Source organism: Mesorhizobium sp. WSM3860 (assembly GCF_002294995.1).
In the GTDB taxonomy this organism is placed as follows: Bacteria; Pseudomonadota; Alphaproteobacteria; order Rhizobiales; family Rhizobiaceae; genus Mesorhizobium.
On the sequence record NZ_NSGF01000002.1, the window covers coordinates 319058 to 341951 of the forward strand.

The 22894-nt window shown below is 64.7% G+C and carries 25 protein-coding genes and 1 pseudogene; 12 read left to right on the forward strand and 14 right to left on the reverse strand.

Annotated features, from left to right (window positions below; all coding sequences use genetic code 11):
• From CK220_RS05435 to CK220_RS05460, 6 genes are all read left to right on the forward strand, one after another.
• Positions 1–1350 carry an EAL domain-containing protein gene (locus tag CK220_RS05435; protein WP_095810740.1) on the forward strand — a complete coding sequence of 450 codons (1350 nt, stop codon included), beginning with the start codon at positions 1–3 and terminating at the stop codon, positions 1348–1350.
• Positions 1351–1504: 154 nt separating this feature from the next.
• The gene (locus CK220_RS05440) at positions 1505–2272 is read left to right on the forward strand and encodes an SDR family oxidoreductase (RefSeq protein WP_095810741.1); all 768 of its coding nucleotides are present in this window, start codon (positions 1505–1507) and stop codon (positions 2270–2272) included.
• Positions 2269–3204, forward strand: a complete 936-nt coding sequence (locus CK220_RS05445; RefSeq protein WP_095810544.1) for a 2-dehydro-3-deoxygalactonokinase — start codon at positions 2269–2271, stop codon at positions 3202–3204. Before CK220_RS05440 ends, CK220_RS05445 begins: the two co-directional genes overlap by 4 nt.
• Positions 3201–3839: a 2-dehydro-3-deoxy-6-phosphogalactonate aldolase gene (locus tag CK220_RS05450; RefSeq protein WP_095810545.1), complete on the forward strand. Its 639-nt coding sequence runs from the start codon at positions 3201–3203 to the stop codon at positions 3837–3839. The genes CK220_RS05445 and CK220_RS05450 overlap by 4 nt, the downstream gene beginning before the upstream one ends.
• The gene (locus CK220_RS05455) at positions 3839–4711 is read left to right on the forward strand and encodes an SMP-30/gluconolactonase/LRE family protein (protein WP_176478993.1); all 873 of its coding nucleotides are present in this window, start codon (positions 3839–3841) and stop codon (positions 4709–4711) included. Before CK220_RS05450 ends, CK220_RS05455 begins: the two co-directional genes overlap by 1 nt.
• A 94-nt stretch (positions 4712–4805) precedes the next feature.
• Complete coding sequence (locus CK220_RS05460; protein WP_095810547.1) at positions 4806–5870, forward strand: D-alanine:D-lactate ligase-like protein; 1065 nt, start codon at positions 4806–4808, stop codon at positions 5868–5870.
• 90 nt (positions 5871–5960) lie between these two features.
• On the opposite strand, the gene CK220_RS05465 is transcribed toward CK220_RS05460, so the two are convergent.
• From CK220_RS05465 to CK220_RS05510, 11 genes and pseudogenes are all read right to left on the reverse strand, one after another.
• Positions 5961–6248 (reverse strand): DUF1330 domain-containing protein, encoded by a 288-nt coding sequence (locus CK220_RS05465; RefSeq protein ID WP_095810548.1) that lies wholly within the window; start codon positions 6246–6248, stop codon positions 5961–5963.
• A gap of 31 nt (positions 6249–6279) precedes the next feature.
• The gene (gene pyrF / locus CK220_RS05470) at positions 6280–6981 is read right to left on the reverse strand and encodes an orotidine-5'-phosphate decarboxylase (protein WP_095810549.1); all 702 of its coding nucleotides are present in this window, start codon (positions 6979–6981) and stop codon (positions 6280–6282) included.
• Positions 6981–7577 carry an NADPH-dependent FMN reductase gene (locus CK220_RS05475; RefSeq protein ID WP_095810550.1) on the reverse strand — a complete coding sequence of 199 codons (597 nt, stop codon included), beginning with the start codon at positions 7575–7577 and terminating at the stop codon, positions 6981–6983. The genes pyrF and CK220_RS05475 overlap by 1 nt, the downstream gene beginning before the upstream one ends.
• Positions 7578–7652: 75 nt before the next feature.
• Positions 7653–8258, reverse strand: a complete 606-nt coding sequence (pmtA, locus tag CK220_RS05480) for a phospholipid N-methyltransferase PmtA (RefSeq protein WP_095810551.1) — start codon at positions 8256–8258, stop codon at positions 7653–7655.
• Between the two features lie 122 nt (positions 8259–8380).
• Positions 8381–9511: a molecular chaperone DnaJ gene (gene dnaJ / locus CK220_RS05485; RefSeq protein WP_095810552.1), complete on the reverse strand. Its 1131-nt coding sequence runs from the start codon at positions 9509–9511 to the stop codon at positions 8381–8383.
• 220 nt (positions 9512–9731) lie between these two features.
• On the reverse strand, positions 9732–11648 hold the full coding sequence (dnaK, locus tag CK220_RS05490; RefSeq protein WP_095810553.1) for a molecular chaperone DnaK: 1917 nt from the start codon (positions 11646–11648) through the stop codon (positions 9732–9734).
• Positions 11636–12004: a hypothetical protein gene (locus CK220_RS31305; RefSeq protein WP_141245094.1), complete on the reverse strand. Its 369-nt coding sequence runs from the start codon at positions 12002–12004 to the stop codon at positions 11636–11638. The genes dnaK and CK220_RS31305 overlap by 13 nt, the downstream gene beginning before the upstream one ends.
• 31 nt (positions 12005–12035) lie before the next feature.
• Complete coding sequence (locus CK220_RS05495; RefSeq protein WP_095810554.1) at positions 12036–13034, reverse strand: LLM class flavin-dependent oxidoreductase; 999 nt, start codon at positions 13032–13034, stop codon at positions 12036–12038.
• A 3-nt stretch (positions 13035–13037) separates the two neighbouring features.
• Complete coding sequence (locus CK220_RS05500) at positions 13038–13874, reverse strand: arylamine N-acetyltransferase (RefSeq protein WP_095810555.1); 837 nt, start codon at positions 13872–13874, stop codon at positions 13038–13040.
• A gap of 200 nt (positions 13875–14074) precedes the next feature.
• Positions 14075–15244 (reverse strand): AI-2E family transporter, encoded by a 1170-nt coding sequence (locus tag CK220_RS05505; protein WP_095810556.1) that lies wholly within the window; start codon positions 15242–15244, stop codon positions 14075–14077.
• Positions 15245–15335: 91 nt separating this feature from the next.
• Positions 15336–16389 (reverse strand): annotated as a pseudogene (locus tag CK220_RS05510) (LLM class flavin-dependent oxidoreductase).
• Positions 16390–16615: 226 nt separating this feature from the next.
• Between CK220_RS05510 and CK220_RS05515 the strand changes: the two are divergent.
• The gene (locus CK220_RS05515) at positions 16616–17044 is read left to right on the forward strand and encodes a DUF6481 family protein (protein ID WP_095810557.1); all 429 of its coding nucleotides are present in this window, start codon (positions 16616–16618) and stop codon (positions 17042–17044) included.
• A 65-nt stretch (positions 17045–17109) separates the two neighbouring features.
• Here the strand turns inward: CK220_RS05515 and sugE are convergent, their stop codons facing one another.
• Together sugE and CK220_RS32765 are read right to left on the reverse strand one after the other, a co-directional pair.
• Positions 17110–17424, reverse strand: coding sequence for a quaternary ammonium compound efflux SMR transporter SugE (sugE, locus tag CK220_RS05520; RefSeq protein ID WP_095810558.1), 315 nt, complete (start codon positions 17422–17424; stop codon positions 17110–17112).
• A gap of 192 nt (positions 17425–17616) precedes the next feature.
• Positions 17617–17742, reverse strand: a complete 126-nt coding sequence (locus CK220_RS32765) for a hypothetical protein (RefSeq protein ID WP_082953831.1) — start codon at positions 17740–17742, stop codon at positions 17617–17619.
• Positions 17743–17992: 250 nt separating this feature from the next.
• On the opposite strand from CK220_RS32765, the gene CK220_RS05530 reads away from it, so the two are divergent.
• Entirely contained in the window at positions 17993–18952 is a 960-nt protein-coding gene (locus CK220_RS05530) for a cation diffusion facilitator family transporter (protein WP_095810559.1), read from the forward strand.
• A gap of 30 nt (positions 18953–18982) precedes the next feature.
• Positions 18983–19387, forward strand: coding sequence for a GFA family protein (locus CK220_RS05535; RefSeq protein WP_095810560.1), 405 nt, complete (start codon positions 18983–18985; stop codon positions 19385–19387).
• 170 nt (positions 19388–19557) lie between these two features.
• On the opposite strand, the gene CK220_RS05540 is transcribed toward CK220_RS05535, so the two are convergent.
• A complete protein-coding gene (locus tag CK220_RS05540) occupies positions 19558–20808 on the reverse strand; it encodes a DNA recombination protein RmuC (protein ID WP_095810561.1) in 1251 nt (416 codons plus the stop codon).
• Positions 20809–20911: 103 nt separating this feature from the next.
• Between CK220_RS05540 and def the strand changes: the two genes are divergently transcribed.
• Genes def through CK220_RS05555 form a run of 3 tightly spaced genes read left to right on the forward strand, consistent with a single transcriptional unit; the run spans position 20912 to position 22886 of the window.
• Positions 20912–21442, forward strand: coding sequence for a peptide deformylase (def, locus tag CK220_RS05545; RefSeq protein ID WP_095810562.1), 531 nt, complete (start codon positions 20912–20914; stop codon positions 21440–21442).
• Positions 21443–21447: 5 nt separating this feature from the next.
• Entirely contained in the window at positions 21448–22383 is a 936-nt protein-coding gene (fmt, locus tag CK220_RS05550) for a methionyl-tRNA formyltransferase (RefSeq protein WP_095810563.1), read from the forward strand.
• Positions 22380–22886 carry an N-acetyltransferase gene (locus CK220_RS05555; RefSeq protein WP_095810564.1) on the forward strand — a complete coding sequence of 169 codons (507 nt, stop codon included), beginning with the start codon at positions 22380–22382 and terminating at the stop codon, positions 22884–22886. Before fmt ends, CK220_RS05555 begins: the two co-directional genes overlap by 4 nt.
• The last annotated feature ends 8 nt before the right edge of the window (positions 22887–22894 follow it).

A 22894-nucleotide genomic window follows, 5' to 3' on the forward strand; every position in this document is an offset into this window, starting at 1 on the left:
ATGCAAACGACGTTTGGCACCGGGCAGCCAGGCAGGGAAAATGCGGATCTGGCCTTCACCGATCCGCTGACCGGTCTTGGCAACCATCGTCGCTTCTTCGACAAGGTCGATCGCTTGATCAGCGACCGCGCCGACGATCCCGCGCCCTTCACCGTCGGCATCCTCGACCTCGACGGCTTCAAGCCGATCAACGACCTGTTCGGCCACAAGGCCGGCGACGACATCCTGATCCAGGTGGCAATGCGCTTGCGCGCCTCGATGGACGGCTATTCCACCGTCTGTCGCATCGGCGCCGACGAATTCGCCTTCCTCTACCCGATGGTGTTCAGCGAGGAGCAGGCGGCCGAGAAGTCGCGCATGCTGATCGAGATCCTGTCGGCGCCCTATGATGTCGGCGAGCGCACCGCGAGACTGTCGGCTTCGGTCGGCTGCTCGCTGTTCTATTCCGGCGACGAGACCACCGAGATCCTGATCAACAAGGCCGAGACCGCGCTCTACCACGCCAAGCGCTCGGGCCGCGGCCGCGTCGTCGTCTACACCCGCGAGATGGAGGACGCCGCCAAGCGCGTCACCCGTATCGAGCAGGCGCTGCGCCGCGCCGTCTCGGCCGGCGAGGTCGAGCCGCATTTCCAGCCGATCGTCGCCCTCAACAGCCGCCGCACCATCGGCTTCGAGACGCTGGCGCGTTGGACCGACCGCGATCTCGGCATGGTGCCGCCGAGCGTGTTCATTCCAATCGCCGAGGAGCGCGGCATCATCGGCCCGCTCTCGCAGCTGGTGCTGCGCAAGGCGACCGAGGCGGCGCGCAACTGGCCGAAGGACCTGTTCCTGTCCTTCAACCTGTCACCATCGCAGCTTGTCGACCAGAACACCGGGCTGCATATCCTGGCGATCCTCGACCGCACCGGTTTCGATCCGCGCCGGCTCGAGATCGAGATCACCGAAACCGGCCTGATGACCGATCCGGCTTCGGCCGAGAAGATCGTCGAGGATTTGCGCCGGGTCGGCATCCGCGTCTCGCTCGACGATTTCGGCACCGGCCAGTCCTCGCTCGGGCGCCTGCGCGAATTCCATTTCGACAAGCTGAAGATCGATCGCGCCTTCGTTTCCTCGATCCTCGACGACCGGCCCTCGGAGCACATCATCCGCGCCATCCTCGCCATGTGCGAAGGGCTCGGCATGGACGTTGTGGCCGAAGGCATCGAGGAGGAAGCGCAGGCCGACCGCCTCGTCCAGTTCGGCTGCGCCGGTGGCCAGGGGTACTTGTTCGGCAAGCCCGTCGATGCCGACGCCACGCTTGGCTATCTGCGCGATTCCTATCGCGGCGCGCTGCGCGCCAAGGCGATCTGATCGAAGCGACCCGCGATCCAAGCCGACCCGTCTGCGCGTTGCGGAAGCGCGGCTGCTATTTTGTCAGACATATTGCCGCCGAAATCGCCTTTTCACCCTTGCTCCCAGGGCCGGCATGGCTAGGATGCGCGCCGGCCAAAGGGAGACGGAAATCATGATGCCATCGGCGCGTTTCGCCGACCTCGACGGCGCCTCGGTGCTGATCACCGGCGGCGGGTCCGGTATCGGCGCGGCGCTGACCGAGGGTTTCATGAGCCAAGGCGCCAAGGTCGCCTTCGTCGACATCGCCGACAAGCCCAGCACGGCGCTGGCCGACCGTCTGGAAAAGGAGCTTGGCCGGCGTCCGCTCTATCTCAAGACCGATCTGCGCGACGTCGAGGCGCTGCGCGCCGCGGCAGCGAAGGCGGCAAAAGCGCATGGCGATGTCACGGCGCTTGTCAACAACGCCGCGCTCGACGATCGCCATGAGGTGAAGGACGTCACGGTCGAGTTCTGGGACAACAACCTGGCCATAAACCTGCGGCCGCATTTCTTCACCGCCCAGGCGGTGGCGCCGGGCATGAAGCGCGCCGGTCGCGGCTCGATCATCAACTTCAGCTCCACGTCCTATCTCATCAACCATCCCGACCTGCCGGCTTACACCGCCGCCAAGGCCGGTATCCTCGGCCTCACCAAAGGCCTTGCCGGCAAGCTCGGCGCCGACGGCATCCGCGTCAACGCGGTCGCGCCCGGCTGGGTGATCACCGAACGCCAGCGCGAGCTTTGGGTCACCGAGGAGGCGCTTGCCGCCCATGTTGCCAAGCAATGCATCAAGGAGGCCATGCAGCCCGACGACATTGTCGGCACGGTGCTGTTCCTGGCGTCGGACGCCTCGCGCATGCTGACGGCGCAAATGCTGATCGTCGACGGAGGCGTGCTGTGAGCGGCGCGCCTGCGGTCGCCGCCCTCGACTGGGGCACGACCAGGCTTAGGGCCTGGCTGCTCGACGGCGCGGGTCAGGTGCTGGCCGAGCGGCGCGGCGACGACGGCCTGATCACCGCGCGCGAAAAAGGTTTTGCGACGGTGCTGGAAGGCCATCTCGCCGCCCTGGGCGCGCCGGAGGCCCTGCCCGTCATCATCTGCGGCATGGCGGGTTCCCGCCAGGGCTGGATCGAGGCGCCCTACGTCACCGTGCCTGCGCCGATCGGCGCCATCTTAGCAGGCGCCGCCCGCATCGAAGGCGAGCGCCGCGACATCCGTATCGTGCCCGGCCTCGCCCAGCGCCTCGCCGACGCCCCGGATGTCATGCGCGGCGAGGAAACCCAGCTTGCCGGCGCGAATTTGCCGGCAAAGGGGCGTCATCTCGTCTGCATGCCGGGCACGCATTCGAAATGGGTCGTGGTCGAGGACGGCGCGGTCGCCGGCTTCGGCACCTGGCCGACCGGCGAATTGTTTTCGGTGCTGTCCGCGCATTCGATCCTGAAACATTCGCTGGGCGAGCATCCGGCACCGGTCGCGGCGGAGAGTCCGTTTTTCCGCCAGTGGTGCGAGCGGGCGCTGGGCGAAGGCGGCGACGTTACCGCAAGACTGTTTGCGATCCGCGCCGCCGGGCTGCTGCAGGATTTGAAGTCCGAGGAGGCGGCGGCGTGCCTGTCGGGGCTGCTGATCGGCAGCGAGATCGCATCGGCCAAACGCCGCTACGGCTTTTGCGAAGCACCGGTGGTGCTGATCGCTTCCGGCGCGCTGGCTACGCTCTATGGCGCCGCTCTTGGCTTCGCCGGTCTTGCTATTCGGGTCGTCGACGCGGATGAAGCGGTGCGCGCCGGTCTTGTCGAAGCCGCGCGCGAGAACCGCATGATCGGAGGCGACGCGTGACGCAGACAGCACCCTTTCCCAAATTGAAACGCGGGCTGGTCGCCATTCTGCGTGGCCTCAAGCCGACCGAGGCGATCTCAATAGGCCAGGCGATCTTCGACGCCGGCATCGAGGCGATCGAGGTGCCGCTCAATTCGCCGGAACCGTTTTCGTCGATCACCAGGATCGCCGAAGTCCTCCCCAAAACCGCGCTGGTCGGCGCCGGCACGGTGCTGACGGCGGACGATGTCGATGCCTTGCACAAGGCCGGCGGGCGGCTGCTGGTCAGCCCCAACATCGATGCCGAGGTCATGGGCCGTGCCATGCGGTACGGCATGGTGACGATGCCCGGCGTCTTCACGCCCACCGAAGCCTTCCAGGCGATCCGGCTCGGCGCCTCGGCGCTGAAATTCTTCCCGGCGAGCGTGCTCGGCGCCGGCGGCATTTCGGCAATCCGCGCCGTCCTGCCGGCGGCGACATTGATCGGCGCCGTCGGCGGCGTTTCGGACAAGGATTTTGCCGGCTACAAAGCCGTCGGCGTCAGCGTCTTCGGCTTGGGGTCGAGCCTCTATAAGCCGGGCGCCAGCGTGGATGACGTGGCTGAGCGGGCCCGCGCCGCGGTCGCGGCCTGGGACGAAGCCTTCGGAGGGATTTGATGGACAGCGTTTCGGTCTTCAGCGATCACATCTGCCAGTTGGGGGAGGGACCGAGCTACGATCCCGGCACCGACACGCTCTTCTGGTTCGACATCGTCGATGGCAAGCTTTTGGAAAAACCGCTGGCCGGCGCGCTGAAAATCCATGATCTCGGAGTGATGGCCAGCGCCATCGCCGTCATCGACGATGCCCGCCAGCTGATCGCCACCGAAATCGGCCTGCAGGTCCGCGATGTGGCGACCGGCAAGCTGACGCTGCACACGCCGATCGAGGCCGACAATCCGCTGACCCGCTCCAACGATTCCCGCGTCCACCCCTGCGGCGCATTGTGGACCGGCACGATGGGCAAGGACGAGGGGAAGGGCGCCGGCGCGATCTACTGGTTCTTCAAGGGCGAGCTTCGCCGGCTGTTCTCCGACATCACCGTCTCCAACTCGATCTGCTTTTCCGAGGACGGGGCGATCGCCTATTACACCGACACCGCGACCGGGCTTCTGATGCGCGTTGCCTGCGATCCGGCAACCGGCCTGCCGACGGGCGAGCCGAACGTCTTCGTCGATCATCGTTCGCAAAAAGGCTATGTCGACGGCTCGGTGGTCGACCGCGACGGCGTGCTGTGGAACGCCGTCTGGGGAGGTAAGGCGGTGAAGGCTTATTCGCCGGACGGCACGCTGCTGCGCGAAGTCCCGATGCCGGTGACCCAGCCCTCCTGCCCGGCTTTCGTCGGCCAGAAGGCCGATCGCATCGCGGTGACATCGGCCTGGAAGGGCACGGACGACAAGCAGCGCAAGCTCGATCCTCAGGCCGGCATGACCTTCCTGCTCGACATTCCGGTCAGCGGCCGCTTCGAGCCGCGCGTGCTGATCGCCTGAGCGGCTTGCGGATTATCGCTCGCTCAGGTCGGTTTCCTGAAAGCCGATTGCAACCGCCATGCGATGGTAGCACCTGACTGTTCTGGGAGCTTCCATGCCGCGCAACGGGCCGATGCTGATCCTTGTCCATGAGCCGGAGAAGGCTTGCTTCGACCGGCTGGTCGCCGACGGCTATCCGACGGAGCGCGCCACCGAGATCTCGTCCTATCTGGCGCAGTCGACCGACCTCGCGCCCGAATTCGGCCAGCTCGCCGCCGCTTGCGAAACGCGCGGCCTCACCTTCATGGCGGTCGAGCTGGACGACGCCGCGGCCGTGTTGGCGAAGGCCGATCCCGCCAAAACCCTGGTCTGGACGCTGACCGACGGCGTCGCCTATTTCCGTGGCAGCGCTTCACCGGCGCTGGCGAGGCTGAACGGCCTCAAGACGATCGGCGCCGATTCGCTGTTCGCGCTCTGCCAGGACAAATTCCGCTCCGGCGCCGTGCTGGGGGCGCTTGGCCTGCCGGCGCCGCCGGCCGGGCTGGCCCGAAATGGGAAATGGCTGGTCGAGCCGCCGGCCTCGCCCGCCGGCTGGTTCGTCAAACCCAACCGGCTAGGCGCCAAGATCGGCATCTGGCCGGATTCGCGCATCACCGATCTTGGCCATGCGCTGGAGCTTAGCCGGCGTGCCTTTGCCCATTACCGCGACGATGTCGTCGTTCAGCCTTATGTCGCCGGCCGCAATGTGCGGGCAAGCTTCCTCGGCATGAAGCCGGATACCGGTGTCGAGGCACTCGGCGTCGCTTTCGTCGAATCCGGCGGCGACTTCCAGACCATGGCCGACTCTATGGCGCTCTATGGCGATACCGGCCAGGCCGCCAGGGACGCAGGCACTTATGCCGAGCCGGAGCTGGAGCAGGTTGCCGCCAGCCAGCCGGCGGCCGATCGCGGGATCCGGGCCATCGCGCAAAAGCTGACCACCGGGCTCGGCCTGAAAGACGTGTTCTCGGTCGACTTCAGGGTCGAGGCCGACGACACCATCCACCTCATCGAGTTCGAGGTCTGCCCCGGCCTGCCCTGCTTCGATTTTCGCGACTACTGCCGCAGGCAATGGGGCATGAGCCTTGCCGATGCGATGGCCGAGACCGCGGCCAATAGGCTGATGTCGCGACCTTCATGATTGGCTAAGACCCAGAAACTTCGTCATTCCGGGGCGACAAGATGGGCGTTTCGGCCAATCTCCAACGTGCCAAGGCGCTGCTTCGACGAACTAAACGCCCTCGACCAGCACGATCTCGCCGTCGGCCACTTGCTGGCGGATGGCGACGGCGCGCTGATATTCCGGCGAGTGGTAGCAGTCATGCGCCGCCGCGAACGATTCGAACTCGATGATCACGTTGCGCGCGCGGCCCGGCCCCTCGGCCTTCTCATGCTCGCCGCCGCGCGCCAGGAATTTCGCGCCGAAGCGATCGAAGGCGACCTTGGCGGCGGCGACATAGTCCTTGTAGCCCTCGGGGTCGCGCACATCGACGCGGGCAATCCAATATCCCTTTGGCATTCTTTTCTCCTGTTTCGGTTCGCAAACGGCTTTATGCCGAGCACATTTCGGCCAAGATAGCCTCGGCCGCCGCCCGCCGATCCGGCGCCTTGACGATCGGCCGGCCGACGACAAGGTGGCTGGAGCCGTTGCGGATCGCTTGCGCCGGCGTCACCACGCGCTTCTGGTCGCCATGGTCGCTGCCGCTCGGCCGTATACCCGGCGTGACCACGGCCATGTCGGGACCGACGATCCGGCGCACGGCTTCGGCCTCCTCGGCCGAGCAGACGATGCCGCCCATGCCGGCATGCAGCGCCTGTTCGGAGCGCCTCAGCACCAGCGTGTGCGGATCGTATTCATAGCCGGCATCGATCATGTCCTGCTCGTCCATCGAGGTCAGCACGGTCACCGCGAGCAGGCAGAGCTCGCTGCCTTTGGCTGCTTCCACTGCCGCCTGCATAGCCTTGGGATAGGCATGCAGCGTCAGCATCGAGACCCCCATCCTGACGATATTCTCGACCCCCTTGGCCACCGTGTTGTCGATGTCGAGCAGCTTCATGTCGAGGAAGACCTTGGTGCCGCCGCTCACCAGCTCGCGCGCGAAATCGAGCCCGCCGGCGAAGGCGAGCTGGTAGCCGATCTTGTAGAAAGAAACGGCGCCTTCGAGCTCGCGCACCGTCTTTTCGGCTTCCTTCAGCGTCGGCACGTCGAGGCCGACGATCAGCCTGTCGCGCATGGTCTCGACCGGATGCATCAGACCTCGATCCTCACGGACAGCATGCGCGAGGTTTCGATCAGTGTGCGGCATAGGCGCTCCATCGATTGGTGCAGTTTGGCGTCGCGGAATTGTCCGTCCTCGCCGAAGGCTTCATTGGCGCCGGAAACCGAGCATTCCGGCGTGATCACTTCCATCTGGCAGCGCACCAGCACCGCGCGCAGATGGTTGATGCAGCGTATGCCGGCAAATTTGCCCTCGGAGGAGGAGCAGAGCGCAACGGGCTTGCCGTAAAGCGGTCTGAACGAGCGGCTGCCGTCGCGCCGGAGCCGGCTCACCCAGTCGATCGAATTCTTCAAGAGCGGCGGGATCGAGCCGTTGTATTCAGGCGTCGCGATCAGCAGCCCGTCATGGGCGGAAATCTGATGGCCGAGCTTCACGGCATTCTCGGGAATGCCTTTGTCCTTCTCAAGATCCTCGTCCATGATCGGCAGCGGATAGTCGCCGAGCGAGATGCGGGTCACCTCCGCACCCTGCATGGCGAGTTCCTTCTGCGCCACATCGGCCGTCTGGCCGCTGAAAGCGCCAGTGCGGATCGAGCCTGCGAAGACGAGGATTCTTGGGATTACTGCCATCGGCCACCTGTCGAGAGACGTATAGGCCGAATGGCGATCAATTCCCAAGCGCTTTCAATCGCCAAGCGCTTTCAGTCAACATGCCTTGCGCCGGTAGATCCACAGCTGCGTCGGCGGAATGTTGCGGATGATGAAATCGAAATGCTTGACCGTGTAGTCGCCGCGGCCGGGCGGGATCGGCGACAGCGGGCCGTAGGTCAGCTGCACGATCGGCCGGCCGGCGGGGATGCGGTCGAGCAGGCTTTCGATGTAGGCGATGCGCTGGGCGACCGGGAAATTGAGCAGCGGCACGCCGGAGACGACCGAATCGAACACCATGTCGCGCCTGTCGCCGAGCGTGGCGTCGAGGTTGAAGGCGTCACCCTCGATCACGTTGACGCGCGGATAGAGCCGGCGCAGATGGCGCACGAAGTCGGTCGAGTATTCGATAGCGTAGAGGTTCTCCGGCCTCACGCCCTGGGCCAGGATGGCGCGGGTGATGACGCCGGTGCCGGGGCCGACCTCCAGCACCGGCAGGCCCGATTTCGGGTTGACGATCGAGGCCATCTTACGGGCGGTGACGGAACTGGTGGGAACGATCGAGCCGACAGCTTTCGGCTTGTCGATCCAGCCTTTGAAGAACTTCAGCTCGTCGTCGAATTTTTCCGCCAGCGCTTTGCGCAACCCGGGACCACGTGCCATGCGAGCTCTCCTCAACGCTCCCCGACCCGCTACTTAGCAGCTAGGTGGAACAAGGCAAGGCAAGATCTGGCATAAGATGTTGATGACGTTGAGGCAGCGCGTCAACCCCTGCCGCACGCCACTCAGGGTTCGCCGAAGGATTCGAAAAAGTCCTTCATGCGGGCGAAGAAGCCGCTCGACTGGGGCGAATTGTCCTTCGAGGAGAGTTGCTCGAACTCTTCCAAAAGCTCGCGCTGTCGGCGCGACAGGTTCTGCGGCGTCTCGACCGCCGTCTGGATGTAGAGATCGCCGACATTGGGCTGCCGCAGCACCGGCATGCCTTTGCCCTTCAGACGGAACTGGCGGCCGTTCTGCGTGCCTTCCGGCACCTTCACCTTGGTCTGCGTGCCGTCGAGCGTGGTGACCTCGAACGACCCGCCAAGAGCCGCTGTCGTCATCGAGATCGGCACCTTGCAATAGAGGTCGGCACCGTCGCGCTGGAAGAACTCGTGCGGCTTGACCGCCAGGAAGATGTAGAGATCGCCCGAAGGGCCGCCGCGCAGGCCGGCCTCGCCCTCATTGGCGAGCCGGATGCGGGTTCCGTCCTCGATGCCGGCGGGGATGTTGACCGACAGCGAACGCTCCTCGGTGACGCGGCCCTGGCCGGCGCATTTCGGGCAGGGATCCTTGATCGTCTGGCCTCGCCCCTGGCATTGCGGGCAGGTGCGCTCGATCGAGAAAAAGCCTTGCGTTGCCCGCACCTTGCCGTGGCCATGGCACATGGCGCAGGTGACCGGCTGGGTGCCGGGCTTGGCGCCGCTGCCGGAGCATTCGGAGCAGGAAATGGAGGCCGGCACGCGGATCTGCGCCGTCTTGCCGGAGAATGCCTCCTCCAGCGTGATCTCCATGTTGTAGCGCAGGTCAGCGCCGCGCTCGCGGCCTCCCGACGAGCGGCGCTGGCGGCCACCCATCATGTCGCCGAAAATGTCTTCGAAGATGTCCGCGAAGCCGCCGGCGCCGAAGCCGTGGGCGGCGCCGTTCATGCCGCCCTGCTCGAAGGCGGCGTGGCCGAAACGGTCATAGGCCGCGCGCTTCTGCGGGTCCTTCAGCGTCTCGTAGGCTTCGTTGATTTCCTTGAACTTGTGCTCGCAGGCATGGTCGCCGGGGTTGCGGTCGGGATGGAACTGCATGGCGAGCTTGCGGAAAGCGCTCTTCAGCTCCTTGTCGTCGGCGCCTTTTTGCACGCCCAGCGTTTCGTAGAAATCAGCTTTCATTTTTTCCCGCTGTCCGGATGCTCAATGTCTTCAAGCATTGTTGCGTCGTCGCCGGCACGTTGTTCGATTTAGGAGCGATGTTGCCCGGATGCCAGAGCCGAGGCGGGCTCGCCGGTGTTTTTCCGTCAATTTTTAGGCCGGGTCCGCACTTTTTCAGCCAAGGTTGCAAAAAAGCCCGGCCTTGCGCCGGGCTTTTCGCATTATTTGGCCGTCAGCCGGCTCAGGCCGACTTCTTCTTGTCGTCGTCTTCGTCGATTTCCTCGAAGTCGGCGTCGACCACGTCCGAATCCTTGGCGGCGTCCGCCTTGGCGTCGGCTTCGGCCGCTTCCTTCTGCGAGGCCTCGTACATGGCCTGGCCAAGCTTCATCGAAGCTTCGGCGAGCGACTGCGACTTGGCCTCGATATCGGCCACGTCATCGCCTTCGGCGGCGGACTTCAGCGCCGCAATCGCGTCGGCGATCGCGGTGCGGTCGGCCTCCGAGACCTTGTCGCCATAGTCCTTCAGTGACTTCTCGGACGAGTGCACCAGGGATTCGGCCTGGTTGCGGGCCTCGACGAGGGCGCGGCGCTTCTTGTCGGCGTCGGCATTGGCCTCGGCGTCCTTCACCATCTTCTCGATGTCGGCGTCGGACAGACCACCAGAAGCCTGAATGCGTATCTGGTGCTCCTTGCCGGTGCCCTTGTCCTTGGCCGAGACGTTGACGATGCCGTTGGCGTCGATGTCGAAGGTGACCTCGATCTGCGGCACGCCGCGCGGGGCCGGTGGGATGCCGACCAAGTCGAACTGGCCGAGCAGCTTGTTGTCGGCCGCCATCTCGCGCTCGCCCTGGAAGACGCGGATGGTTACCGCCGACTGCGAATCCTCGGCCGTCGAGAACACCTGGCCCTTCTTGGTCGGGATCGTGGTGTTGCGTTCGATCAGCCTGGTGAACACGCCGCCCAGCGTCTCGATGCCGAGCGACAGCGGCGTCACATCGAGGAGCAGCACGTCCTTGACGTCGCCCTGCAGCACGCCGGCCTGGATGGCGGCGCCGAGCGCGACGACCTCATCCGGGTTGACGCCCTTGTGCGGCTCCTTGCCGAAGAACTGCTTCACGATCTCCTGGATCTTGGGCATGCGGGTCATGCCGCCGACCAGCACCACTTCGTCGATCTCGCCCGCCTTCAGGCCGGCATCCTTGAGCGCCGCCTTGCAGGGGTCGATGGTGCGCTGCACGAGGTCCTCGACCAGGCTTTCGAACTTCGCCCGGGTGAGCTTCATCGTCAGGTGCTTCGGCCCGGTGGCGTCGGCGGTGATGAAGGGCAGGTTGATCTCGGTCTGGGTCGTCGACGACAGCTCGATCTTGGCCTTCTCGGCCGCTTCCTTCAGGCGCTGCAGGGCGAGCTTGTCGGCCTTGAGGTCGATGCCCTGCTCCTTCTTGAACTCGGCCGCCAGGTACTCGACCAGGCGCATGTCGAAGTCCTCGCCGCCGAGGAAGGTGTCGCCATTGGTCGACTTCACCTCGAAGACGCCGTCGCCGATCTCGAGCACCGAAATGTCGAACGTGCCGCCGCCAAGGTCATAGACGGCGATGGTCTTGCCGTCCTTCTTCTCCAGACCATAGGCAAGTGCGGCAGCAGTCGGCTCGTTGATGATGCGCAGCACTTCCAGGCCGGCGATCTTGCCGGCGTCCTTGGTCGCCTGGCGCTGGGCGTCGTTGAAATAGGCCGGAACGGTGATGACCGCCTTCTCGACCTTCTCGCCGAGATAGGCTTCCGCCGTTTCCTTCATCTTCTGCAGGATCATGGCCGAGATCTGGCTGGGCGACAGCTTCTTGCCGCCGGCCTCGACCCAGGCATCGCCATTGTCGCCCTTGACGATCTTGTAGGGGACAAGCTTCTTGTCCTTCTCCGTCACCGGATCGTCATAGCGGCGGCCGATCAGGCGCTTGACCGCGAAGATGGTGTTTTCAGGATTGGTGACCGCCTGGCGCTTGGCCGGCTGGCCGACGAGGCGTTCGCCGTCGCTGTTGATGGCGACGATGGAAGGGGTCGTGCGCGCGCCTTCCGCATTCTCGATAACCTTTGGCTCCTTGCCGTCCATGATGGCGATGCAGGAGTTGGTGGTTCCGAGGTCGATACCGATTACTTTTGCCATTGTTCTAGTCTCTCCTCTAAGCAGGCTCTCAGGACCCTGATAAGGCGTTCCGACGAAAGCCCCTGTTCACAAGAAATTCCGCCACGGTCCCGGGTTTTCAAGGCCGGGCGGTTGGCGCGTATATAAGAACAGGCGGCACGAGGCGCAAGCATCCTGCGCAACGCATCCACCAAGCCGATCCGCTGCCGCGAACAGCGCTGAATCGCCAATTTGCGGCCGATTTGCGGCCCGACAAGGCCGGACAGCGGTAGATCGGGCGCGGGCAAAAACGTCGCAGTCGTCACGATCGGTTCGTGAATGCCTGCGAACAGAGTCGCGTGGAGCTTCAGAAAGATGTGTTTTCCGCCGGCGATCAATTGCCTCCCCGGCGGATAGGCGGCTCAGCGGTCAGGCCGCTTGCGTCATCGATCTGTGCACGTCTGCGAGGATCTCGAAGGAGCGCACCCGCGCGGTGTGGTCGAACATCTGCGCCGTCACCATCAATTCGTCGGCGCCGGTGCGGCGCACGAAGGCGTCGATGCCCTGGCGGACCGTTTCCGGCGCGCCGACGACGGCGCAGGACAAGGCCTGGGCCAGCATGGTCCTGGCGACCGGATCGAGGTCGCGGTCGTGGTTTTCGACCGGCGGCGGCAGCTGGCCGGGCCGGCCGCTGCGCAGATTGACGAAGGCCTGCTGCAGCGAGGTGAACAAAAGCTTCGCCTCGGCATCGGTGGGCGCCGCAAAGACATTGAGGCCGAGCATCACATAAGGCTTGTCAAACTGCGCCGACGGCTGGAAACGGGTGCGATAGACCTCCAGCGCGTGGTCGAGTTCGGCCGGCGCGAAATGCGAGGCGAAAGCATAGGGCAGGCCAAGCATCGCCGCGAGCTGCGCGCCATAAAGGCTGGAGCCCAAGATCCAGACCGGCACGTCCTGGCCTTCGCCCGGCACCGCGCGGATGCGCTGACCTTCCTCGGCCGGCTGGAAATAGCCCATCAGCTCGACCACGTCCTGGGGGAAGTTGTCGCTGGCCTGCAGATTGCGGCGAAGCGCCCGCGCCGTCATCATATCGGTGCCCGGCGCGCGGCCGAGGCCGAGATCGATGCGGCCGGGGAAAAGTGCTGCCAGCGTGCCGAACTGCTCGGCAATCACCAGCGGCGCATGGTTGGGAAGCATGATGCCGCCGGCGCCGACGCGGATGGCCTTGGTGCCGCCGGCGACATGGGCGATGACAACCGACGTCGCCGCACTGGCGATGCCCGGCATATTGTGGTGCTCGGCGAGCCAGTAGCGCTTGTAGCCAAGCCGCTCGGCATGGCGGGCAAGGTCGAGCGAATTGGCCAGCGACTGCGAGGCATTGCTGCCTTGCGTGATCGGCGACAGGTCGAGAACCGAAAGGGCCGTCATTGGTCAGGTCTCCACGATTTGCTTCTGCCGCAACCTGGCCTCGAAGGCGGCGCGGTCGGGAATGACGATGCCGAGCTGGCCTTCCAGCACGTCGGCGAGTTCGGTCGCCGAGGCGATTTCCCGCTGCTCGCTGCGGCCGCCGAGATGATGGATAGACAGGCGGTTGTTCCGCAGCGCGTAACGCCGGTCGGACAAAGCGCGCGCGCAGACAAGGGTGGACAGGAAATGCGAGCTCGGATGCGTCGACAGGAAATGGCTGCTCACCTGGTAATCGATCTCGTAGGTCCGCTGCATGTCGAAGCGATAGAGCGTGCGCCAAGCGCCGCCGACGTTGGCGCCGCCGATATTGGCCTGCAGGCGAAAATGGTCGCCGGTTTGAGCGATGCGGAACGTCTCATGCGGTGTCTGCTGTTCGATATCCGGCTCCAGCAGCAGCGGCGCCGTCAGCGTCAGGCCGCCGAAGCCGACATCGGCGATAAAGGTTTTTCCATCGACCTCGACGCGCAGCAGCATGTGGCTGCGCGCGGTGATGGCGTCGTCCGGCTGGCCCCACAGCACGCGCGCGGCGAGCCCGCTGACGCTGAATCCCAGCGCTTTAAGCGCATGCATGAAGATCAGATTGTGCTCGAAGCAATAGCCGCCGCGGCCTTGGGCAAGGACCTTGTTCTGCAGGGATGCTGGATCGAGCCCGACCGAAACGCCCATCAGCGCATCGATGTTCTCGAACGGGATCGCCTGCGGATGTGCCAGATGCAGCGACCGCAGCGTCGCGAGCGAAGAATCTGTCGCCCCGCCATAGCCGATGCGGGCGAAATAGCCATCGAGATCGAAGTCATTCATGCAGGCGGGTCCGGCTAGAGCCGGATGATTTCAGGTCGAATCGGCCTGAAATCATCCGGCTCTAAATCAAGGAGATAGAGCATGATGTCGTCCCGAAAACCGCTTCACACTTTTCGGCATCATGCTCTAGACCGGTCCGATATAGGCACTCGCCATGGGCCCCGCAAACAACCGGCCGGACATGCAGATTGGCCCAGGCGTCACGCGGCGGATTTGTGGTTGTTTTCGCCGGCCTCGTCGTCGATCGCCATGGTCTGCTGCGCGGCGAGAAAATTGCCGACATGGCTGAGGCCATCGAAATGGTCGCAGAACACCTTGATGACCACCAGCAGCGGCACCGCCATCAGCGCGCCGACGAAACCCCACAGCCAGGACCAGAAGGCGATGGCGATTAAGATCGCCACCGCGTTTATCTCGAGCCGCCGGCCGACCACCGTCGGGGTCACGAACTGGCCTTCGACGATGTCGCACAACAAAACGAAGGCCGGTGCCAGCAGCGCGTAGGGGATCGTATCGAAGCTGATCAGCGCGATGATCGTGACCAGCAGGAAGGTGATCAGCCCGCCGACATAGGGCAGGAAATTGAGCAGGGCCGCGGCCGCGCCCCACACCTGCGGGTTCGGCATCCCCAGTCCCCAAAGGCCTAGCCCGATCCCCGTGCCGAGGCCGGCGTTGATGGCCGCCACGGTAAGCAGGTAATGGGAAATCTCGTGCTCGACGTCATAGACGATGCGCAGCGCGCGCTTCTTGTCGCTGAGGTGGGCGAAGGACTGGACGATCTTTTCGTAAAACAAGGTGCCGGAGGCGAGCAGGAACAGCGACAGCACGAAGACGATGGTGATGCTGGTGCCGGCTCCCAGAATGTTGCTGGCCGCCGTCGACAGGATGCCGGACGGTGCCACCGCGACCTTCTGCACACCCGGTTCCTGCGATGTCTCGGTCAGGGCCTCCAGTTGACGCGACAGATCCATGACCCTCTCGAGCGGACGCTTGAACGGCGCCAGCCGCTCCGTGAGTTTCTCGCCGATCGAATAGCTGTTGTTGATAAGATCGATGACGGGGCCGCTAAGCAGGTAACCGGCGCTGGCGAAGACGAAGAGGGAGAGCAGCACCAGCAGCGTCGCGGAGGCCACCTCGGGGATGCCTCGCTTGCGCAGGAAGCGCACAATCGGGGTCAGCGTCAGCGCCAGCAGGAAGGCGAGGATCACCGGCATGAAGAAGGCGCGGGCGAAATAAAGCGCGGCTATCGTTATCAGGACGAAGATGCCGACCAGCAGCAATCGAATCAGCCGCAATTCGGCGCGGGCGCTGTCACGCTCGTCCGGGCTTTCGCCAACGTTCGAACCCGAAGCGCTCGTTTCGACCTTCATCGGTTCCCCTCGCGATCGCCGAGGAAACGTACGCGCCGCCGCCAAGGTTCCTTAGCCGGCGGTGAGGGCGCATCTTGCTGGGCAGGCGTCCTCAGGCGACGGGCGCCGGCGCGGCCTTCGCCGTTTCCTTGCGCACGACCGGCGCCACCTTGGTACCGTAGAGCTCGATCGCCTTCATGATCTTGGCATGCGGCATGGTGCCGATCGCCATCTGCAACAGGAAGCGGTCGTTGCCGAAGATCTTGTGCTGGGCGACGATCTTTTCCGCCACCTGTTCGGGATTGCCGACGAACAGCGCGCCGTTCGGCCCGCGCGCCTGATCGAAATGCGCCCGCGAGGTCGGCCCCCAGCCGCGCTCGCGGCCGATGCGGTTCATCACCTCGGCCTGCGGTGCGTAGAAATCGTCGGCCGCCTTCTCGGTCGTCTCGCCGACGAAGCCATGCACGTTCAAGCTGGTCGCGAGCGAGGCGGGATCGTTGCCGGCGCGCCTTGCCGCCTCGCGATAGATCTCGAACAGCGGCGCGAAGCGGGCCGGCTCGCCGCCGATGATGGCAAGGGCCAGCGGCAGGCCGAGCGCGCCGGCGCGGGCGGCGGACTGCGGCGTCCCGCCAATGGCGATCCAGATCGGCAGCTTGTCCCGGAAAGGTCGAGGATAGACGCCGCGGCCATTGATCGGCGCGCGCAGCTTGCCCTGCCACGTCACCTTTACCTGGTCGCGGATGGCAAGCAGGAAGATCGAGCTTCTCGGCGAAGAGCTCGTCATAGTCCTCGAGGTCGTAGCCGAACAGCGGAAACGACTCGATGAAGGAGCCGCGCCCGGCCATGATCTCGGCGCGGCCGCTGGACAGAAGGTCGAGCGTCGCGAACTGCTGGAAGACCCGCACCGGATCGTCGGAAGAAAGCACGGTGACCGCGCTGGTGAGCTTGATGCGCTTCGTCCGCTCTGCAGCCGCGGCCAGCGCCACGACCGGCGCCGAGGCCGCATAGTCGGGGCGATGGTGTTCGCCGAGGCCGAACACGTCGAGACCGACCTGGTCGGCCAGCTCGATCTCCTCGATCAGGTTGCGCAGCCGTTCGTGCGGGCCGATGGCGCCGGGGCCCGGCTCCGGGCTGACATCCGCGAAAGTGTAGAGGCCAAGTTCCATTTTCATGCATCCTGATGCGCCGCTTGGGCGTTGATTGTTGGCGCTAGAGGTAGCGACCGGCCCCCAGAGCCGCCAGAGGCGCGATTTGTGAACAGTGCATCGCGCCGCGGCGACGTATCCCGACGGCAACAGCCCAGATTTTCATGGCTGGCATACCGTTTTGGCGCTTGAACTCACCGCTTTCGCGCGTATGTAAGCGTCGCGAATTGACTTCAGGGAAGTGGACTTGGCTATTTACAGGGAAAAAGACATATTCGAGCGGCGCAACGCCGCGAACGAGGCAAAGAAGGCGCTCCTGGAGCGCTTCAAGTCTAAGCCGGCGGCGGACGACCCAGCGGTTCTGGCGCGTCAGGCGGAACGCAAGGCGATCCTCGAGGCGCGTGCTATCCGCGAGGCCGAGAAGGCCCGATTGAAGCAGGAAAAGCTGGCGCGCGAAGCGGCCGAGAAGGCTGAACGCGAGGCAGCGGCCGAAGCGGCCCGTCTTGCTGCCGAAGAGGCAGCGGCTGCCGAGGCCAAGATCCGCGAAGCCGAGGAAACCGAACGCATCGCCCGCGTGCTCGCCGAAGAGGCCGAACGCAAGGCCAAGCGCGATGCGCGCTACGCCGCTCGCAAGGCGCGCGTCGGTCGCACGCCTCCGGGCTTCTCGGCCCGCTAGGTTCGAGTTCGTTCGAAAAATGAATCAGGGTCGCCAGGAGTGGCCCTGAACGCGTTCGTGCTGCATCAGGCGACGAGCTTCAGCCCGACGATGCCGCAGACGATCAGGCCGATGCAGGCAAGCCGCACCGCGGTCGCCGGCTCGCCGATCAGCCAGATGCCGAGCAAGGCCGTGCCGACAGTGCCTATGCCGGTCCACACCGCATAGGCCGTGCCGACGGGCAATGTCTTCAACGCAAGCCCGAGCAGGCCAAGGCTGACGATCATCGAGACGATTGTGAGCACGGTCGGGAGCGGCTTCGAGAAACCATCGGTATATTTGAGGCCGATCGCCCATCCGATCTCGAACAGGCCGGCGAAGAAGAGAAAAATCCAGGACATCGCGAACGCTCCATCGATCGAGCATCGAATGCTCGACGCTTGAGGTGGCGGGTCGTCCCGGCCGGGTTTCGGGGAAGCGAGGTCGTCCTCGCGGCACTGATATAGGAGTTCTGCCCCGATCAACAAAACACCGGCAGCATTCGGCATGCCGCCGGTTCAAATCCGCATCGAGACGGATTGGCCGCTGGCGGCCTACTTCTCCTTGATGCGCATCGCCTTGACCGGCGGCGCCTTCGGAGCCGGGGCCGCGGCCGGTTTCTTGGCGTCCTTCTTCGGCTTGCGGGGTTCCTTGCCCGCCTTCATCGCACCTTTCGCCATGATTCGCTCCTCCGATTTGTGGACGACACAAGTGAAACAAGAGAAGCGCCCGACCGCAAGAGGCCGCTTGCCGCTTCGAAACCCGGCTTCCGCGATGTCAACCGTTTTCCCTTGATCCCGCGACCTCGGGATTGATTAGGCAACAGAAATGCATCCCGGCATCTTGAACCTCGGAGCGGCTGGCGCATTGTCGGTGGAGCTTTGGCCGGCAGGCCGCTGAGCTCGGCACTTGGATGAGGATCGGAAGCGCATGGCAGGGCATAGCGGCTCGAAAAGAGTGATCTACGCCGCGCTCGCCGGCAACCTTGCGATCGCGCTGACCAAATTCGCCGCAGCGTTCTTCACAGGCTCTTCAGCCATGCTTTCGGAGGGCGTGCATTCGCTGGTCGACACCGGCAATGGCGCGCTTCTGCTATACGGCATGCGCCGTGCCGCGCGCCCGCCCGACCGCACGCATCCGCTGGGACACGGACGCGAACTCTATTTCTGGAGCTTTATCGTAGCCCTTCTGGTGTTCGCGCTTGGCGCCGGCGTTTCCTTCTACGAGGGCGTCATCCACATCATGGCGCCTGAACCGGTCGTCAACGCCAAGGTCAATTACATCGTGCTCGGCCTGTCCTTTCTGTTCGAAGGGAGCTCCTGGCTGGTGGCGCTGAAGGCGTTCCGGGAACAGAAGGGAAGGCTGGGTTGGTTCGAGGCGGTCCGGATGAGCAAGGATCCCAGCATCTACACGGTGTTGTTCGAGGATAGCGCCGCGCTGCTCGGCCTCGTCGTCGCCTTCGCGGGCATCCTTACGTCTGAACTTCTGGCGATTCCCGAGCTCGACGGCGTCGGCTCGATTGGCATCGCGGTCATCCTGGGCGCGACCGCGATCTTCCTGGCGCGCGAGAGCAAGGGCCTGCTGCTCGGCGAGCCTGCGTCCCCGGAGGTCCAGAAGAAGGTTCTGGTTATCGCTCAGGAGGATCCTGCCGTGCAGCGGGCGAACGGCATACTGAGCGTCCATATCGGCCCCGAGGAGATCGTTGCAGGCCTAAGCATAGAATTCGAGGATCATCTCACCGCGCCCGAGATCGAAGCCTGCGTTGAACGCCTGGAGGCGCGACTGAAAAAGGACATGCCCGAAATCACCAGGCTGTTCGTCAAGCCGCAGGCGACTGGCACATGGGAGCGCAGGCGTAAGGCCATCGCCGGGGCCTCCGAAGAGGATTAGCCTGGCGTGGCGAACTGAGGAGAAACGCTGATGAAGATCGACGGCGGATGCCATTGCGGCGCCATCAAATATGAGGCGGAGGTCGATCCGGAAAAGACCGGTATCTGCCACTGTACTGATTGCCAGCAGCTCACCGGAACAGCCTTTCGCGTGACAGTTGGCGCGCCAGAAGACCGATACCGGATTACCAAGGGCACACCGAAGGTCTATATCAAGACCGGATCCAGCGGCGCCAAGCGCGCGCAGGGGTTTTGCGGCGAATGCGGATCGCATCTCTATGCCACGTCGGTGGGCGACGGGCCGAAAATCTACGGCATCCGGGTCGGCACAGCGCGTCAGCGCGAGGACCTCGTCCCGAGAAGACAGGTCTGGCACCGCTCGGCATTGCACTGGCTGCCTGAATTCGAAGGCATAACGACCATCGAGGAGCAGTAGAGGCGAAGCCTTGGCGATTGGGAGAAGCCCCCTCACCTTCGTCATTCTCGGGTCTGCGCGCGTCGCTTCGCTCCTTGCTCCGCCCTAGAATCACGAAGCGATTGGCGTTCTGGCCAATCCTCAAGGTATGCGACCACCAGCGAATGAAAGAAGCGCTCTTTCCAACGTAGTTACTCGCCGTCTTCGACGACCCTCAGCCGCAATTGGCCCGTCTTGGAGTCTGCCACGCGAGCGCCGGCCTCCACCTTGGCAGGACCGCGCGGCGGTTCGGGTTCGCCCTCGGCGAACTCCAGCGCCTCGATTTTCTGGCCGCGCTTGGTGACCTTCGTCGTCGAGACGAGAATGTCGTCGATATCCCTGGCCGCCTGGCCGAAATGCGTCTGCAGCCGGCGCACGCGCTCGTCGACTCGCGCCACGTCCTCCATCAGGCGGATGACCTCGCCCTGGATCAGGTGCGCTTGCTCGCGCATGCGCGCGTCCTTCAGGATCGCCTGGATGACCTGGATCGACAGCATCAGCAATGACGGCGAGACGATGACGACGCGGGCGCGGTGCGCCTTCTGCACCACGGCCTCGAAATTCTCGTGAATCTCGGCGAACACCGATTCCGCGGGCACGAACATGAAGGCGGTGTCCTGCGTCTCGCCCTGGATCAGGTATTTTTCCGCGATATCGCGGATATGCACCTCGATGTCGCGCCGGAACGCCTGCGCCGCCGTCTTCTGCAAGTCGGCGCCTTCGGCGGCACGAATGGCGTTCCAGGCCTCCAGCGGAAACTTGGCGTCGATGGCGAGCATCGGCGCGCCGTTCGGCATCCGCACCAGGCAGTCGGGCCGGCTGCCGTTGGAAAGGCTCGCCTGAAACTCATAGGCGCCGTGCGGCAGGCCGTCGGCAATGATCGCCTCCATGCGCGACTGGCCGAAAGCGCCGCGCGTCTGCTTGTTCGAGAGGATCGCCTGCAACTGCACGACCTGACCGGCTAAAGACTGGATGTTGCCCTGCGCCGTGTCGATGACCGCCAGCCGCTCTTGCAGCTTGGCCAGGCTCTCATGCGTCGACCTTGTCTGTTCGGCCATGGTCTGGCCGAGGCGGCCGGTCATGGCGTCGAGCCGTTGTCCAAGCGACTGGGTGAGCTCGGCTTGCCTGGCGCCGAATACCTCGGCGATCGCGCCCATGCGCCCCTGCATCTCTGCCTGCGCCTGCATGATGTCAGCCATGCGCGCTTCGGTATCGCGGGCATGGTCGGCGGCTTCGGCCGCCGCCGCAGCGCGTGCCCCGGCAGCGCGCCACAACGCGATGACGAGCGCCAGGAACAGCACCAGCAGCAGCAACGCTCCGAAGCCAAGCGCCTCGCCGAGCCTGATCGTGGTGGCGCCGAGCCGCGCGACGGGTTGCGAAAGGATCGAGGTCATGTCGTTCATTTGGGCAGCATAGCCGATTCGCTCTGCTGGCACAGATCAAAACGTGAACAAGTCAAAGCCGCCCCGGTTGACGCTTTTCCATCGACGTCTTAGGTGAGACGCCATGTCGATCAAGCCGCTCATCATCCTTCCCGATCCGATCCTGCGCCAGGTTTCCAAACCGGTCGAGCGCGTCGACGGTGATTTGCGCAAGCTCGCCGACGACATGCTGGAAACCATGTATGACGCGCCGGGAATCGGGCTGGCGGCGATCCAGGTCGGCGAGCCGCGGCGTTTGCTGGTCATCGACCTCGCCAAGGAAGGCGAGCCGCCGGCGCCGCATGTCTTCATCAATCCGGAAATCCTCGAAAGCTCCGACGAGCGCTCGGTCTATGAGGAAGGCTGCCTGTCGATCCCCGATTACTACGCCGAAGTCGAGCGCCCGGCTTCCGTGCGGGTGAAATATCTCGATCGCGACGGCAAGCTGCAGGAAATCCAGGCGGAAGGCCTGATGGCGACCTGCCTGCAGCACGAGATCGACCATCTCAACGGCGTGCTGTTCATCGACCACATCTCGAAGCTGAAGCGCGACATGGTGGTGAAGAAATTCAAGAAGCTCGCCAGGGACAAGGCGCCGGGCAAGATGGTGGGCTAGGGGTCATGCCCCTCCGCGTCATCTTCATGGGCACACCGGATTTTTCGGTGCCGACGCTCAGCGCTATCGCCGAGGCCGGCCACGAGATTGCCGCCGTCTATACGCAGCCGCCGCGCGCCGCCGGCCGGCGCGGGTTGGAATTGACGGCGTCGCCGGTGCAGCGCGAGGCGGAACGGCTCGGGCTCGAAGTGCGCACGCCGCCGTCGCTCAAGGGCGAGGCCGAGCAACGGGCCTTTGCCGGTTTGCGGGCCGATGTCGCCGTGGTCGTCGCCTATGGCCTGCTCCTGCCGAAACCGGTTCTCGAAGCAACCAGGCTCGGCTGCCTAAACGGCCATGCCTCACTTTTGCCGCGTTGGCGCGGTGCTGCTCCCATCCAGCGCGCCATCATGGCCGGCGATGCCGAAACCGGCATGATGGTGATGCGCATGGAAGAGGGACTGGACACCGGCCCGGTGGCATTGGTTGAAAAATGCGCCATCGGACCCGATATCACCGCCGGCGAACTGCATGACCGTTTGATGGCTCGAGGCGCGTCGCTGATGGTGGAGGCACTCGCACAGTTGGGGATAAATTGTCTGACATTTGCCCCGCAGGCGACGGAGGGCGTGACCTATGCCCGAAAGATCGATAAATCGGAGACACGCGTAGACTGGACGCGGCCTGCCGGCGAAGTCCACAATCACATTCGCGGCCTCTCGCCCGTTCCGGGCGCGTGGTGCGAGGTCGAAATTGGTGGCCGCGTGGAGCGGCTGAAACTGCTTCGCTCGACGCTTTCCAACGGCGTCGGCGAGTCGGGAGGTATTCTCGATGACCGGCTGACGGTCGCCTGCGGGTCAGGCGCGGTGCGGCTGGTCGAAGTTCAACGGGCGGGTGGAAGGCCCGCCGCCGCGCAGGAGTTTCTGCGCGGGGCCAAGATCGAAAAAGGAACGAAACTCCAATGAGCATGATGTCGATACGCGCGGCGACGCCGCGGGATCGCGAGGCGATCCGCCTCGTCGAAGAGCATGCCTTCGGCCAGCAGGCGGAGGCCGGCCTGGTCGATGCGCTGGTCACCGGCGGCGACGCCGTCGTCGAGCTGGTTGCGGAAGAAGATGGCCAGGTCGTCGGCCACATCCTGTTTTCCAGGCTTTTTGTGCAAAACGGCGGCAAACGCTTCGCGGCCGTGGCGCTGGCGCCGCTGGCGGTCGAGCCGTCCTTCCACGGCACCGGCATCGGTGGCGCGCTGATCCGCGAGGCGCATGTCCGCCTGAAGGAAGCCGGCGAGACGCTGGCGGTGGTGCTCGGCGATCCGGCCTATTACGGCCGCTTCGGCTACAGCCACGCCCGCGCCGAGAAATTCGAGAGCGAATACCAGGGCGAGGCGCTGCAGGCGCTGGCCTGGGGCGATGCGCCCGAGACCGGCAGCCTGGTATACGCTTCGGCCTTCACCGCGCTGGCCGCCTAGGCAAGCGC

Excerpts from the sequence above, each read along its gene's own strand:
- CK220_RS05435 (WP_095810740.1), top strand. The coding sequence starts at position 1 with ATGCAAACGACGTTTGGCACCGGGCAGCCAGGCAGGGAAAATGCGGAT.
- CK220_RS05440 (WP_095810741.1), top strand. The coding sequence starts at position 1,505 with ATGATGCCATCGGCGCGTTTCGCCGACCTCGACGGCGCCTCGGTGCTG.
- CK220_RS05455 (WP_176478993.1), top strand. The coding sequence starts at position 3,839 with ATGGACAGCGTTTCGGTCTTCAGCGATCACATCTGCCAGTTGGGGGAG.
- CK220_RS05460 (WP_095810547.1), top strand. The coding sequence starts at position 4,806 with ATGCCGCGCAACGGGCCGATGCTGATCCTTGTCCATGAGCCGGAGAAG.
- CK220_RS05465 (WP_095810548.1), bottom strand. The coding sequence starts at position 6,248 with ATGCCAAAGGGATATTGGATTGCCCGCGTCGATGTGCGCGACCCCGAG.
- pyrF (WP_095810549.1), bottom strand. The coding sequence starts at position 6,981 with ATGCATCCGGTCGAGACCATGCGCGACAGGCTGATCGTCGGCCTCGAC.
- CK220_RS05475 (WP_095810550.1), bottom strand. The coding sequence starts at position 7,577 with ATGGCAGTAATCCCAAGAATCCTCGTCTTCGCAGGCTCGATCCGCACT.
- pmtA (WP_095810551.1), bottom strand. The coding sequence starts at position 8,258 with ATGGCACGTGGTCCCGGGTTGCGCAAAGCGCTGGCGGAAAAATTCGAC.
- dnaJ (WP_095810552.1), bottom strand. The coding sequence starts at position 9,511 with ATGAAAGCTGATTTCTACGAAACGCTGGGCGTGCAAAAAGGCGCCGAC.
- dnaK (WP_095810553.1), bottom strand. The coding sequence starts at position 11,648 with ATGGCAAAAGTAATCGGTATCGACCTCGGAACCACCAACTCCTGCATC.
- CK220_RS05495 (WP_095810554.1), bottom strand. The coding sequence starts at position 13,034 with ATGACGGCCCTTTCGGTTCTCGACCTGTCGCCGATCACGCAAGGCAGC.
- CK220_RS05500 (WP_095810555.1), bottom strand. The coding sequence starts at position 13,874 with ATGAATGACTTCGATCTCGATGGCTATTTCGCCCGCATCGGCTATGGC.
- CK220_RS05505 (WP_095810556.1), bottom strand. The coding sequence starts at position 15,244 with ATGAAGGTCGAAACGAGCGCTTCGGGTTCGAACGTTGGCGAAAGCCCG.
- sugE (WP_095810558.1), bottom strand. The coding sequence starts at position 17,424 with ATGTCCTGGATTTTTCTCTTCTTCGCCGGCCTGTTCGAGATCGGATGG.
- CK220_RS32765 (WP_082953831.1), bottom strand. The coding sequence starts at position 17,742 with ATGGCGAAAGGTGCGATGAAGGCGGGCAAGGAACCCCGCAAGCCGAAG.
- CK220_RS05530 (WP_095810559.1), top strand. The coding sequence starts at position 17,993 with ATGGCAGGGCATAGCGGCTCGAAAAGAGTGATCTACGCCGCGCTCGCC.
- CK220_RS05535 (WP_095810560.1), top strand. The coding sequence starts at position 18,983 with ATGAAGATCGACGGCGGATGCCATTGCGGCGCCATCAAATATGAGGCG.
- CK220_RS05540 (WP_095810561.1), bottom strand. The coding sequence starts at position 20,808 with ATGAACGACATGACCTCGATCCTTTCGCAACCCGTCGCGCGGCTCGGC.
- def (WP_095810562.1), top strand. The coding sequence starts at position 20,912 with ATGTCGATCAAGCCGCTCATCATCCTTCCCGATCCGATCCTGCGCCAG.
- fmt (WP_095810563.1), top strand. The coding sequence starts at position 21,448 with ATGCCCCTCCGCGTCATCTTCATGGGCACACCGGATTTTTCGGTGCCG.
- CK220_RS05555 (WP_095810564.1), top strand. The coding sequence starts at position 22,380 with ATGAGCATGATGTCGATACGCGCGGCGACGCCGCGGGATCGCGAGGCG.